General features: G+C 69.5%; 10 protein-coding genes. 6 read left to right on the forward strand and 4 right to left on the reverse strand.

The features are described 5' to 3' along the window. Nucleotides 1-137 precede the first annotated feature (137 nt). Nucleotides 138-1,847, forward strand: a complete 1,710-nt coding sequence (locus HKK74_RS38440; RefSeq protein WP_187248368.1) for an L-lactate permease — start codon at nt 138-140, stop codon at nt 1,845-1,847. A gap of 122 nt (nt 1,848-1,969) precedes the next feature. Continuing rightward, nucleotides 1,970-2,638, forward strand: a complete 669-nt coding sequence (locus HKK74_RS38445; protein WP_187248369.1) for a GntR family transcriptional regulator — start codon at nt 1,970-1,972, stop codon at nt 2,636-2,638. Between the two features lie 322 nt (nt 2,639-2,960). Here HKK74_RS38445 and HKK74_RS38450 read toward each other — a convergent pair whose 3' ends face one another. The 3 genes from HKK74_RS38450 to HKK74_RS38460 form a co-directional block, all read right to left on the reverse strand. Beyond that, on the reverse strand, nt 2,961-3,974 hold the full coding sequence (locus HKK74_RS38450) for a fatty acid desaturase (protein ID WP_222723255.1): 1,014 nt from the start codon (nt 3,972-3,974) through the stop codon (nt 2,961-2,963). A gap of 2 nt (nt 3,975-3,976) precedes the next feature. Next, nucleotides 3,977-5,002, reverse strand: coding sequence for a fatty acid desaturase family protein (locus HKK74_RS38455; RefSeq protein WP_222723256.1), 1,026 nt, complete (start codon nt 5,000-5,002; stop codon nt 3,977-3,979). 281 nt (nt 5,003-5,283) lie between these two features. Beyond that, nucleotides 5,284-6,366 carry a glycine amidinotransferase gene (locus tag HKK74_RS38460; protein WP_222723257.1) on the reverse strand — a complete coding sequence of 361 codons (1,083 nt, stop codon included), beginning with the start codon at nt 6,364-6,366 and terminating at the stop codon, nt 5,284-5,286. Between the two features lie 699 nt (nt 6,367-7,065). Here HKK74_RS38460 and HKK74_RS38465 point away from each other — a divergent pair. Beyond that, the gene (locus tag HKK74_RS38465; RefSeq protein WP_187248370.1) at nt 7,066-8,781 is read left to right on the forward strand and encodes an ABC transporter ATP-binding protein; all 1,716 of its coding nucleotides are present in this window, start codon (nt 7,066-7,068) and stop codon (nt 8,779-8,781) included. Continuing rightward, a complete protein-coding gene (locus HKK74_RS38470; RefSeq protein ID WP_187248371.1) occupies nt 8,778-10,685 on the forward strand; it encodes an ABC transporter ATP-binding protein in 1,908 nt (635 codons plus the stop codon). The genes HKK74_RS38465 and HKK74_RS38470 overlap by 4 nt, the downstream gene beginning before the upstream one ends. A 33-nt stretch (nt 10,686-10,718) precedes the next feature. Here HKK74_RS38470 and HKK74_RS42100 read toward each other — a convergent pair whose 3' ends face one another. Further along, a complete protein-coding gene (locus HKK74_RS42100; RefSeq protein WP_344395605.1) occupies nt 10,719-10,904 on the reverse strand; it encodes an HAD family hydrolase in 186 nt (61 codons plus the stop codon). Between the two features lie 153 nt (nt 10,905-11,057). On the opposite strand from HKK74_RS42100, the gene HKK74_RS38475 reads away from it, so the two are divergent. Continuing rightward, nucleotides 11,058-11,336, forward strand: coding sequence for a hypothetical protein (locus tag HKK74_RS38475; protein WP_187248372.1), 279 nt, complete (start codon nt 11,058-11,060; stop codon nt 11,334-11,336). A 149-nt stretch (nt 11,337-11,485) separates the two neighbouring features. Then, a partial coding sequence (locus tag HKK74_RS38480) for a hypothetical protein (protein WP_187248373.1) occupies nt 11,486-13,567 on the forward strand: 2,082 nt, incomplete at its 3' end.

Here is a 13,567-nt window from a genome sequence, read left to right on the forward strand (position 1 = left end):
GACGACTTGTATCTCAGTTGTGTCTTGACGTGACCTGAGGCACATGTCGTAATGATGAACCTGATGTTTCAAGATCCGAACAAGTGCTTCCGCATGTCGGAAGCCGACTAGTGCCCTAGCGTGCAAGGGGACCCCCGATGTACCAACCCGTACTGGATCCACTGGCAGACTCGCTCGGTCTGTCGACGCTCTGCGCCGTGCTGCCCCTCGTCACCCTCTTCGTGCTGCTCGGCGGGCTGCGCTTGCGAGCGCAATGGGCGGCACTGGCGGCGTTGGGCGTCGCCCTCGTCGTCGCCGTGGTGGTCTACGGCATGCCCGTCATGCAGGCGGGCAACGCGGCCATCGAAGGCGCGGCGTTCGGCCTGTTCCCGATCATGTGGATCGTGGTGAACGCGATCTGGATCTACAACATGACGGTGGTCACCGGCCACTTCGACGTACTGCGGAAGTCGGTCTGCTCGATCTCTCCGGACCTGCGGATCCAGGCGGTCATCATCGCCTTCTGCTTCGGCGCGCTCCTGGAGGCACTGGCCGGGTTCGGCACTCCAGTGGCGATCACCTCGGTGATGCTGATCGCGCTCGGCTTCCGCCCGGTCAAGGCGGCGGCGGTCGCGCTGGTCGCCAACACAGCGCCGGTTGCGTTCGGAGCCCTGGCCACGCCGATCATCACGCTGAGCAAGCTCACCGGCATGCCGGTACACGACCTGAGCTCGGTGGTGGGCCGCCAGACGCCGGTACTGGCACTGTTCGTACCGGTGGTCCTCGTGTTCATCGTGGACGGCCGCCGCGGGGTACGGCAGACCTGGCTTCCGGCGATGGTCGGCGGCGTGGTGTTCGCGGTGGGCCAGTTCATCGCTTCCAACTACATGTCCGCCGAACTGACCGACATCATCGCCTCGCTCGCGGGCACCGCGTCGATCGTGCTGCTGCTGAAGTTCTGGCAGCCGCGCGACGTTCTGACCGGCGAGCAGACCGACGATGCTGAGGTCTCGGACCGGATCGCCACGGCGACCGCGGTCGCGCACGAGGTCGAGGGGGGCGGACGCAAGGGCGGCAAGCACGCCGGGCAGCGGGCCGGTGTCGACACGGCGCTCCAAGAGCGCCCGGCCACCGCCGACGTGGCGCGGGCCTACGCCCCGTACGCAGTCATCATCGCGGTCTTCTCCATCGCCCAGTTCGGTCCGGTCAAGGAGTTCCTCAACGGTGCGACGAAGACGTTCGCATGGCCGGGTCTGGACGTACTCTCCCCATCGGGCACCCCGGCCAGCGCGACGACGTTCAAGTTCGACTGGCTGGCCGCCGGAGGAACCCTGCTGCTCCTCTCGGGCGTCATCACCATCGCGATCCTCCGGCTGCCGTTCGGCGAGGCACTGCGCACCTACGGGCGGACGTTGCGTCAGCTCGGCTGGGCGATCTTCACCGTGGCCTGCGTGCTCGGGCTGGCCTACGTGATGAACCTGTCCGGCCAGACCATCACGATCGGCCAGTGGATCGCCGGCGCGGGCGCGGCGTTCGCGTTCCTCTCGCCGATTCTCGGCTGGCTCGGCGTGGCCGTGACCGGGTCGGACACCTCGGCCAACGCGCTGTTCGGCACGCTGCAGGTCACGGCGGCCGAGAAGGCCGGCCTCGACCCGCTGCTGCTCGCGGCGGCCAACAGCTCGGGTGGTGTCCTCGGCAAGATGATCTCGCCGCAGAACCTCGCCATCGTCGCGGCGGCCACCGGGCTGGCCGGACGCGAAGGAGAGCTGTTCCGCAGGGTGTTCGGCTGGAGCATCGCGCTGCTGGGTGTGATGTGCGTCCTCGTCTTCCTGCAGTCGACCGACGTGCTCGGCTGGATGCTGCCCTAGCGTGCGACGGCCCGCCCCGCAAAACCGGCGCCGGTTCCGCGGGGCGGGCCGTCCGCACTCCGGCACGGCATCGGCTCGGTGGCCATAATGAACGGGTCCGGGGGGACCGAGTTGGAGGAGCCGTGGCCGCACAAGGACCTGTCGGACGCCGTGCCGCGGCGGCCAAGGACAAGGCCTACGACTTCGTCAAGAGCCGCGTGTTGCACGGCGGCTACGCCGGCGGGGCGCTGATCAGCGAGGGCGAGGTGGCCGAGGCGCTGCAGATGTCGCGCACGCCGGTGCGCGAGGCGTTCCTCCGGCTCGAGACCGAAGGGCTGCTCCGGCTCTTCCCGCAGCGCGGCGCGCTCGTCGTCCCCGTCTCCCCGGACGAGGTGCGGTCGGTTCTCGAAGCGCGGCAGGTGCTCGAGCAGTTCGCCGCCGAGAAAGTGATCCGGACCGGGCCCGCCACGGTCGAGGCGGTCGCCGTACGCCTGGAGACCCATCTGAAGCTGCAGCGCGACAAGGGCGAGCGGGGCCGCTTCGACGAGTTCCTCGAGGAGGACCGGCTCTTCCACACCGAACTGGTGAAGGCGGCGGGCAACGAGCTGTTCACCGGCCTGTACGTCTCACTGCGCGACCGGCAGGTACGGATGATCGCCGAGTCCACGCTGCGCGACCCGGACCGGCGCGGGACGATCCTCGCCGAACACGCCGAGATCGCCGCCGCCGTCGGCGCCAGCGATCTCGATCGGGCGCTCACCGCCGTGCGCACGCACCTCGCCGGTACCCGGGCGGCCCTCGGACTGGCGTAGCGCACGCGGCACGCCGTCGGCTTTCACCCGCTTGTGCGGGATATCCGGTGAAAACTTGACTGCCGCCCCACGAGCCGTGAGCGACGGGAGAAGGCCGATGAGACCGCGGGTCGGATCTCGCGCTACCTGCTCGACAAGACGCTCCACGTGACCGGCGGCCCGGGCGTTCGCGCTCCGGCCGACCTGCTCACCCCTTGGCTCGTTCCCCGCCGGCCTCCGGCACGAGCGGCGCGCGGCCCACGAGTGACCGGCGGCGGTGCCCGCACACCGCCGCCGGACGCCGCGCCTCCGCGCGCGCACCGTCACCGCTTCCCCGCCGTCCTCAGGTCATGGCGCCACCGGCCACGGCGCCCCTGCGCTCGGGCAGGAGCGCGTAGATGCTCGACATGGCGGCGTAGACGCCCTCGAGGCGCTGCAGGGCGGCGTACTCGGGGTCGCGCAGGAGGATCTGGTCGACCTCCTTCAGCCGCCAGAGCGGAACGCGCGGGAACAGATGGTGGACGAGGTGGTAGCCCTCGCCCTCCCTCTCCCCCAGCAGGAACCGGGCCATCGGGCTGTAGTGCCGGTTCCACGACATGTAGATGTCGATCCGCGGGGCCGTCTCGATCACCGGGTAGTGCTCGAGCAGTTCGGCGATCGAGCCGAGCCAGACCTGCGTCGTGATGAGCGGGACGATCCAGTACAGCAGGACGAGGTCGAGTTGGCCGGTCGCCGCCGCCAACCCGACGACCACCGCGGTCAAGACGATCCGGAACCAGCGTTCGCGGGTCTTCTCACCACTGGTCAAGATCCGCTCGCGCAGCAGGTAGCCGATGTAGGACATCGTGGACCGCAGGCCCGCGATCGTCAGCAGATGGCGCTTCAGCGCCTCGCGGCTGAGGTTCTCCCCGCACAGCAGATACCGCTGGTACTGCAGGTAGTCGGGATCTCGGGCGGGGTCGCCCAGCCGACCGTGGTGTTCGCCCAGGTGCGAGGCACGGTAGCCCGTGAAGCTCTGCAGGAGCGGGTAGCCGGCGAAGACCGCGCCGATGACGGCTCCCGCCTTGTAGTTGGACATCAGCGTACGGTGCGTCGCCTGGTGCAGGACTCCGGCAAGGGCGCGCTGCCGCCCGCCGACGAAGAAGACCGCGGCCAGGTACAGCGGAACCGCCAGGGCCATGTGGACGTTCTGCCAGGCCCAGTAGGACAGCAGGATCCAGAAGGCCATGACCGCCCAGTGCTCGGCGGTCTCGAGCGGACCGTGCCAGTTGTCCCCGCGCGAGCACGCCCGCGCCTCGCGCAGGACGTCCTCCGGGAACTTGTGCCGCTTGACGAAGCGGCTCTCATCGTTCACCACGACTACCGACCCCTCACAACACGCTTGCGGTCCAGGAAACCGACGATCGCCGGAACCGGCGAGATCACCCGGTCGACCTCGTTCAGCTCGTGCTCGCGCTCCTTCTTCACCACGGGAAGGCGGCTCCAGTGCGTCGGCGGGTGGAGATGGTGCTCCTGGTGGTAGCCGTCGTTGAAGGAGAGAGCGTTGTAGATCCGGCCGTAGTGGCTCACCGAGTTCGCGTAGCGGTTCTCCGGGGTCGCGCCGTAGTGCTCGTAGTAGTTCTGCACGTTCACCACGATGAACGCCAGCAGTACAGCCGGGACGTAGATGAGCAGCGTCCACTGCCAGGAGATGACCAGCAGCAGGCAGACCCCCACGAACTGCACCGTCCGGTCGAGTTGGACCTGGCGCAGTTCGGCGGAGCGCTTGCCAGGGGTACGGGAGGTCAGTTCGAGCAGCAGGGTCTCGTGGGCACCGACCCGCCAGAGGCGGTGGACCGCGACCAGTGCCCGGCCGACGTCCACGAGCGTCTGCACGCCGCCCACGACGGTGTACCGGAACACGTTCGCGTGATCGTCGCCCTTGCCGTACCGGTACGTCGACGTGACGTCCTTCGTCGTACCGTCGGGTCCCCTCCGGTCGTTGTTGTACCGGTGATGGTTCCGCACGTGGCTGATCCGGTACTCCTGCACGGACTGCGCGATGTTCACCGAGTTCAGAATGGACACGAACCCGTTCAACTTCGATGATCGGAACCACGGCTGGTGGGTGAACAGATGCGACACCACGATGATGTTGTAGACCATCATGCCCACCAGCAGGGCGAAGCAGCCGGCCCGTCCCCATGGGCCGAGATCGTCCCACTGGAACGCGATGACCAACGTCGCCACGAAATGGGCGATGCTCAGGCCGAGCAGTACCGCGTCGAGAGGTGAACTCCGCCAGATACGGCCGCCGCGGCCAGGTGCGGCGGTGTCCTCAAGCTGCCTCGGCGCATCCTCCATGATGTCCGCCTCGGCACGGATCTTCGACAGATCAGATTCCATGACTCCCTCATCGCCGATGGAGCAGTCGATCATTGCCTGGAGCCGGACGGCATCGCTTTGGGAATGTATTCAGCACCGATTTAAAGTGAGCACGGCGCACCGGTCAACCTCTTTATCCGTGCTCATCCGCTCACCAGGGGTAGTTATCACAGGTGAGAGGTGGAACGTTCCTATCCGGACAACTCCGCGGCCAGGTCATTCAAGAATAGTCAGGACCTCCGGTCAATCTCTGGTTGCGATGAATCGACCTACGACAGGCGGGCCTCGCCCGGCTCATGACGTTAGAAATATGACTCGAGCTTGCCACGGCGACGTACGTCGACGGTCGCGCAATGGAACGACCCGCCGAAGCTGTTGAAGTTGCGGAAGTTACATGGAATGGGCGTGAGCCCCCACTTCTTCATGGCAGTGATCATGGGCTCGTCCTGGCGCTCGACGAGCACCCGCCGCTCGTCGAGCATGAGGACGTTCATATTGATCCATTTACTTGTCATGTACAGCGGGTGCTCGTCCGGGATGACCGGCTTGGGGGCGTGCAGAACGTCCCAGCCCTTGAAGATCGCCGGCACCTTGGGAACGCGTTCGGGATTGATGAGCAGCTTGCCCGGCGCCAGCGGCATCAAGGTGGCGTCGATGTGCATCGGGTGCGGGTCGTCGAACTGCAGGATGTGCACCCGGTACTCGTCACCGAGATGACGGCGCAGCCACTCGATGCCGATGTCGTTGGTGACGTTGCTGAGTTGCGCGAAGATGTCACGCCCGCAGCGGATGAAGTCCGCGGCGTCGAAGACCGGCTCGAACTCGGTGACCACGGAGTGGCCCAGTTCTCCCTCGGGGCCGTCGGACCAGTCGAGATCGTACAGCTCGTCGGGGAGTTCCGGTTTCGGCCCGGCCTCCCACCGCGCCCCGCCGCGGAGGTACTCCTTGAGCAGCGGCCGGTAGGCGGACGTCGCAAAGTAGCGCGAGCGCCAGGCCATGGGCGACTCCAGGATCTCGTCGCCGAAGACGATGAGGACGTCGCGGGGCATGGCGTCGTAGAGGCCGGTGCTCGCCCACCCCGGGGCGCCGTACTCCCGTAGCTGGTCCTGCGGCACGGGACGGCGAACGCGCACTCCCTCGGCCTCGAGGATCGCGGAGAGCTCGTCGAGCTCCTTCTTCGCGGCGGCGATCCGCTCGGGCGGGAACGGCGTCCCCGCCCGGGACCGGAAGATCTCTCGCTGCTGCTCGTCGAGCGGCGCCTCCACCGCCACGTGGCGCGGCGGGAAGGTGGCGCCCTCGACGACGCCCACGATCACTTCTTCGAGGGGATCCCATTCATTGTGGGAGTTGACCGGGCTCACGGCCGTGGCGGCGGAATCGGACAAGGTCGCTCCTAGGAGTCGCGGAGAACATTCGTCGGGCCGGGGGATGGACGTGCGGCTCGGTTCGACTCCGCGGCGCCGAAAGCCGGTCGTCGAAAGGACGAGAAATGCCACATGGCTCGGATGATCTTGTAACGTTCCAAGCGGTCTGGTGACCACGGGGTCGCCCCGCAATTCCTGACAGCTGAACTGACAAATCCGAACGACGACCTGTGGCATCACAACGGCCGGTCGGACGGACCGGCCGAGCGTGATACGGTGCTATGCCTTCTCGGCCTGCACACTAAGCGGGCAAAGACCGGAATCCCGGTACCCGGCGCACCCAGGCCACCACTTTTGCCGACCATCGTGATGTTTCCTGGCAACGTGAGATCGAACGCTCCGAGCACAACTCTCCAATCACCGCAGAGCGCATGACCGCCACCGCTGGGCGGACACGTTGATTTAAGGTGAACGGAGCAAGAAGGTCAACGCCTATTTTGTGATGTATCGATCGCGAAGGGTGATGGGCACAGGTGGGACTGCGAATGTGGATTAAACGATCACGTACATGGGAGCCCGGCATCACATAGATACTTTTCCACACTTGCGCGTGATAGAACGGTGACGGTGAATGGCACCTCGGCGACTCAGACGATGACATCAGCGAAAACCGTTCCCTCCGGGCGGCTCATGCGCCGCGGTGCGGGTTTGGTGGAATCCATGGTCCGGCTTCAGCCAAGGCCATTCCTCCTCGCGGTGCTCGGCGCGGCCCTCTATGGCATATCGGTCGTCGCCTCCTCGATTGCGCTCGGGAAGGTCGTCGACCATGTCGTGACCCCTCGTTTCGACGACGGTTCCGTCGCGACCGGGACCGTCGCACTCGCCGCCGTCGCCCTCGTCACGATCGGCGTCGTCAAGGCGTCGGCGACCATCCTGCGCCGCTGGATGGCCATCGTCGCCAAGGTCCGCTTCGACGCGAGCCTGCGCGAGCAGGTGGTGCGCCGCTTTCAGGCTCTGCCGTTCGAGGACCACCGAAGACACCAGACCGGGGAGCTCCTCGCCCACGCCAGCGCCGACCCCGAGGCGGCCGCCGAGATGCCATCCCAGCTGAGCCACGCGTTCGGCGTGGTGGTGCTCTTCGTCGTCGCCGGCGTCTGGAGCTTCGTCACCGACCCACTGCTGGCCGCCATCGGGCTGCTGATCCTGCCCGCCTTCGCGACAGTCAACGCCCTCTACCAGCGGCAGGTCGAGCTGCCGGCGACGCTGGCCCAGACCCGGCTCGGCGAGGTGTCCGCGGTGGCGCACGAGAGCTTCGACGGCGCCCTCGTCGTCAAGGCGCTCGGCCGCGACGCGGCGGAGCGCGCTCGCTTCAAGGAGATGGCCGAGCGGCTGCGCGACGCCAAGGTCGAGGTCCACGCCAGGAACGCGACCTACGACGTTCTCGTCGAGACGATCCCCGCCCTGGCCATCGTCGGCCTCGTGGTGGCCGGCGCCTGGCGGGTCGACAGCGGCGCCATCACGCCCGGCACGCTGGTCGGCTTCATCAACCTGTTCGCCTTGCTGACCTTCCCGCTGCGGACGTTCGGCTACGCCTTGGGCGAGATCCCCCGCTCGGTGGCGGGATATGAGCGGGTACGGGGAATTCTCGACCAGGCTCCGCCGAGGGCGTCGAACGGTACGGCCCGGCTGCCCGCCGGGCCGCTCGACCTCGACGTGTCGGGACTGGGCTTCGCCTACGCCGGGGGTCCCCCGGTCCTCGCCGGCGTGGACTTCCACGTGCCCGCCGGAGCGACCATGGCCGTGGTCGGCTCCACCGGCTCTGGCAAGACCACCCTCGTCCTGCTCCTGGCCCGGCTGCTGCGCGCCGGTCCGGGCACGATCCGGCTGGGCGGCGTGAACACGGCCGATCTCGCGCCGGGCGCTCTGGCCGCCGCCTGCGCCACGGTGTTCCAAGAACCGTTCCTGTTCGCCGCCGCCCTGGAGGAGAACATCCTGCTCGGCCACCGAGCCCACGCCGCTGAGATCGCCGACGCCCTCCGCCTCGCCGGGATCGACGAGTTCGTGGCATCACTGCCCGCCGGCCCCGCCACTGTCGTCGGCGAGCGCGGCGTCTCCCTGTCGGGAGGCCAGCGCCAGCGCATCGCCCTCGCCAGGGCGCTGATCCGGCGGCCGCGGCTGCTGCTGCTCGATGACGCCACCTCGGCCGTCGACCCCACCACCGAGGCCCGCATCCTGCGCGGGCTGGCCGCCGAGCGGCCGGACACCACCAGGGTCGTCGTCGCCACCCGGCCCGCCACCCTCGCTCTCGCGGACACGGTGCTCTACCTCGAGAACGGACGGGTCGCCGGCATGGGCGGGCACGAGGAGTTGCTGGCCCGCGCACCCGGCTACGAACGGCTCGTACGGGCGTACGAATTCGACCGGGCGGGCTCATGAGCGCCCCGGAGGAGGTCAGGCCGGAGCCGGCCGACGAGGACACCGCGGCCGCCACTCCTCCACGCGACGGCGGCGGACGTTGCGCCTCCGGGACGGCGGGCCCGTCGTTCACGCCCACCGGTCGTGACGAACCGGTGGCCGCCGGCGCCCTCGCCGTACTGCGCCAGGGTGTGCGCGCCAGCCCCGAGCTCCGGCGGGGTATCTGGTGGACCATCGCCCTGGCCTGCCTCGGCGGGGCCGGGCGGGTGGCCATCCCGGTCCTCGTGCAGCAGGTCCTCGACCGCGGGCTCACCGACGGCGGCGCCAACCTCGGAACGGTCCAGTCGCTCGCCCTCATGGCCGGCGTCGCGGTGGTGGCGACCGCCGTCGTCACCCGGGTGACGCAGAAGCGTCTGGTGGCGGCCAGCGAGGAGGCGCTGTGTGCGCTGCGCGTCAAGGCCTTCGCCCACGTCCACCGGCTGAGCATCGCCCATCAGTCCGCCGAGTACCGGGGCAGGCTGGTGTCGCGGGTCACGTCCGACGTGGAGACGCTCAGTGTCTTCCTCAAGTGGGGCGGGATCGCGTGGATCGTCAACGGTGCGATCATGCTCGCCACCCTCGTCGCCATGGCCGTGTACGACCTGCGCATCACCGCCGTGCTGGTCGGTGTGATGGTGCCGCTCGCCCTCGTCCTGCGGCTGCTCCAGCGCAGGCTGGGCGACGCGCACGACCTCGTGCGCTCCACGGTCGGCGACCTGCTGACCGTGGTGTCCGAGACGGCACAGGGCGCCGCCGTGGTGCGGGCGTACGCGATAGAGCGCCGCACCGACCGGCGGGTCCTCAGGGCCATCGCCCGCTGGCGGGAGGCCAGGATCCGCGCCGGGGTCATCGGGGCCTTCCTGTTCACCTCGGGAGAGCTGTTCTCGGTCCTGGCGATCGGCGGCGTGATCGTCACCGGGATGGTCCTCGGGCCCGGCGCCGGTCTCACGGCGGGACAACTGGTCGCGTTCGTCCTCCTGGTGCACCTCTTCCTCGAGCCGGTGACCGAGTTCACCGAGATCATCGATCACACGCAGAGCGCGATCGCCGGCTGGCGCAAGGTCCTCGATCTGCTCGACATCCCGATCGAGGTCGTCGATCCCGATCCGGGCACGCCACTGGCGCCCTCGCCCCCGACGCTCACGGTCGAGCGGCTGGCCTACGCCTACCAGTCCGGGCAGGCCCCTGCGCTGGAGGACGTGAACTTCACCGTCGAGGCCGGCTCCCGGGTCGCCCTGGTCGGCGCGACCGGCTCGGGGAAGACCACCCTCGCCAAGCTGCTCACCCGGCTGGCCGACCCGATCGAGGGCCGGATCCTGGTCAACGGGATCGACCTCCGTGACGTCGCCACCGAGTCGCTGCGCTCCCGGCTCGTCATGGTCCCCCAGGACGGCTTCCTGTTCGACACCACCGTCAAGGACAACGTCGCCCTCGGCCGGCCGTCCGCCACGGACGACGAGATCCGGCGCGTCTTCGCCGACCTGGGCCTCGACGCCTGGGCCGACCGTCTCCCCCGCGGCTTGGACACCCGGGTCGGCCAGCGCGGGGAGAACCTGTCGGTGGGCGAGCGCCAGCTCGTCGCGCTGGCCCGGGCCCACGTGGCCGACCCCGTCTGCCTCATCCTCGACGAGGCGACGTCCTCGGTGGATCCGGCCACGGAGACCCGACTCTCCCACGCCCTCCAGGCACTCTCCGAGGGCCGTACCTCGGTCACCATCGCGCACCGGCTGGCCACGGCGGAGCGCGCCGACGAGATCCTGGTCCTCGATCGCGGCCGGTTGGTCGAACGTGGGCCGCACCGTCGTCTGGTCGTGAAGGACGGGGTCTACGCCCGCCTGCACGCCAGCTGGCTCGACGTCACCGCCGGCGCCTCGGGACGCCGGTGATCGGCCGCCGTCCGCTCGTCAGTGCGCCGTTCGTCAGTGCGCCGTGATGGGGCTGTCGTCGAACCGGCAGGCACAGCAGGTCCCCGACGCTGTGATAGTCGGCGACCGCTCCCGCCTCGGCGAGTTCGTGCCGGGAGACCCCCCGGTGAGCACCCCGACGCACGGCACACCCGCCTTGGTGCACGCCTGCACGTCCCAGACGGTGTCGCCGACGAACACCGCCCCTTCGGGTGACCTGGGCCGACACCCGCGCTGACGCCCCGCAGGGCCGGTGGAGAGTTGGTGGCGACTTGACAGACCCGGCGGCTTAATCCGGAAAACGGCCGGGTAAGCGGCCTATACCACCTAAAAGCTGATCACCAGGGGGATGCCATGATCAGGACATTGCGCAAGATGGGCGTGTCTTCTTCGATGCTGTTCGGTGCCGGGTTCGCGTCCATCGCCGCGTCCGTGGTCTCGTGGGTGATGTCCCATCAGTTCGAGAGCACGGCGGTGGACCGCGCCGACCGGTGGGGAATCTTCATCGGCGAATGGGCCCCGACGTTCTTCGCCCTGGGCACGGCCATGCGGATCGAAGAGGTCATCGGCGAAGAGGGCCCGGAGGAGATGGCGGGCATGCGCGCCCCCACCGGTGCGGTGCCGGTCGGCTAGCGATCGCCAGGGCGGCGGCGACCTCCCACGCGTGGCCGGCGGCCGGCACCGGCCGCGCTTCGTGGTTCCCGCAGGTCACGCCCGATCGCCCGCCGCGCCGACGAGATCAGGGGTTGTATCCCCCACGGACGATAGGGACAATCCGGGAGATGACCACCCGGGGGGCAATGACGGTCTTCGCGCTCGTGGGATTGCTCGCCGGGCTGCTCTCGCTCGGGACGGCCGCGCACGCCACCGGCGAGCCGAGCGGCCGCGTCGTACTGATAGGCGTGCCCGGGTTGCGCTGGGGTGACGTCAAGCCGCAGGCGACCCCGGTCCTGTGGCGGCTCGCGGGCGACGGGGCGATCGCCAACATCGCCGTACGCGGAGTCAAGCCGCTGAGCTGCCCGGCGGACGGGTGGTTGACGATCTCTGCCGGCAGCCGCGCCCAGCCGGTGGACGGCGGCTGCGAACGCCTGCCCGAACCGCGGCGCGATGGCTCGGGCGCGGTCGTCCCCGGCTTCGACGAGCTGCGGACGCACAACGCCGCCACCACGTACGCCGCCAGGATCGGACTGCTCGGAGACGCGGTCGACGAGGCCGGCGGGTGCACGGCCGCCGTGGGGCGTGGCGGCGCGCTCGCCGCGGCCGACTCCACGGGCCGGGTCGACCACTACCGGCGTTCCATCGCGGGAATGCCGCGGAGCGGCTGGACGCGCTGCCCGGTGACCGTCGTGGACGTCGACGACATCGCGCGTGCGCCCGGTGAGCGCGCGGCCGCGCTGGCTCGGGTGGACGACCAGGTGGGCATGGCGCTCTCCCGGATTCCGGCGAACACCACGGTCCTCCTGGTGGGAATCGCCGACCTGCGGGATCCGGGGTTGCGGGTCGCCGTCACCGCCTGGCGGGGCGACGACGCGAGACGGTCGGCGACCTACCTCACCGCATCGTCGACGCGCAGGCCCGGTCTGGTCACCCTGACCGACGTGACGCCCACGGTGCTCCGGCTGGCCGGGGCCCGGACGCCGGTGGAACTGGCCGGTTCACCGTGGGAGCGCGGCACGGCTCGCCCCCAGGCGCAGTCGGCCGCCATCAAGACGCTGCGGGACCGCGATCTTGCGGCTCGCATCACCCGGGCCCTGGTGGCGCCGTTCAACATTGCGCTCGTCGGCGGCCAGCTGATCGCGTACGTCCTCGCCGCGCTCGCCTGGCAGCGGCGACGGGCCGGCCGGAGTACGGTGCTCGCGGTGACCCGCCTTGTCGCGCTCGCCGCCGCGGCGGCGCCCGCCGCGACCTATCTCACCAACCTGGTGCCCTGGTGGTCGTTCCGGCATCCGACCGGCGGACTGGTCGCCGGCGTCATCGCCGCGGACCTCGCCGTCCTGGCGGTCGCGACGAGCGGACCGTGGCGGCGCCACCCGCTCGGGCCCGTCACGGTGGTCGCCGCGGTCACCGCACTGGCGCTGGCCGCGGACGCGATCGGCGGATCACATCTGCAGGCGGACAGCCTGAACGGCAACTTCTCGCTCGTCGCCGGACGGTTCTACGGGTTCGGCAACCTCACCTTCGCCCTGTTCGCCACGGCCGCACTGATCCTGGCCGCGAGTCTCGCCGGCCTCGCGCTCGCCGCCGGACACCGCCGTCGTGGCCTCCTGTCGGTGCTGGTCGTCGGCGCCGCCGCCATCGTGGTGGACGGATGGCCCGGTTGGGGAAGCGACTTCGGCGGGGTGCTCGCCCTCACGCCGGGGGTCGTACTGCTCGCCATGTGGACCACGGGCACGCGCGTGACACCGCGCAGGATGGTCGCGGCGGGCTCCACGGGAGCCGTCGTCGTCTCGGCCCTGGCGTATCTCGACCACCTGCGGCCCGCCGACCGGCGAACCCACTTCGGCGACTTCTACCAGCGGCTTCTCGACGGCCAGGCCTTGGAGGTCGTCGCGCGTAAGGCCGACTCGATGCTGAACTCGCTCGGCAACGTCTGGCTCACGCTGCTCGTGCCGCTCCCCCTGCTCGTCCTCGCCTTCGTCGCGTTGCGCGTCGATGGCCGGCTCGCACCGCTCTTTCGGCAGGCGCCGGCCCTGCGCGCAGGTCTTCTGGCCGTGCTCATCACGGCGATCATCGGCTTCGCCGTGAACGACTCCGGGATCGCGGTGCCCGCCCTCGCGGCATTGATCGCGGTCCCGCTGACCCTGGCCGCCGCCCTGACGACACTGGAAGGACACCTCGCCGTCCCGGTCGGCACGGACAGTGGG

Origin of the sequence: Actinomadura alba (assembly GCF_014323705.1) — a bacterium.
Lineage (GTDB): Bacteria > Actinomycetota > Actinomycetes > Streptosporangiales > Streptosporangiaceae > Actinomadura_C > Actinomadura_C alba.

Excerpts from the sequence above, each read along its gene's own strand:
- HKK74_RS38455 (WP_222723256.1), bottom strand. The coding sequence starts at position 5,002 with ATGGAATCTGATCTGTCGAAGATCCGTGCCGAGGCGGACATCATGGAG.
- HKK74_RS38440 (WP_187248368.1), top strand. The coding sequence starts at position 138 with ATGTACCAACCCGTACTGGATCCACTGGCAGACTCGCTCGGTCTGTCG.
- HKK74_RS38465 (WP_187248370.1), top strand. The coding sequence starts at position 7,066 with ATGGTCCGGCTTCAGCCAAGGCCATTCCTCCTCGCGGTGCTCGGCGCG.
- HKK74_RS38475 (WP_187248372.1), top strand. The coding sequence starts at position 11,058 with ATGATCAGGACATTGCGCAAGATGGGCGTGTCTTCTTCGATGCTGTTC.
- HKK74_RS38470 (WP_187248371.1), top strand. The coding sequence starts at position 8,778 with ATGAGCGCCCCGGAGGAGGTCAGGCCGGAGCCGGCCGACGAGGACACC.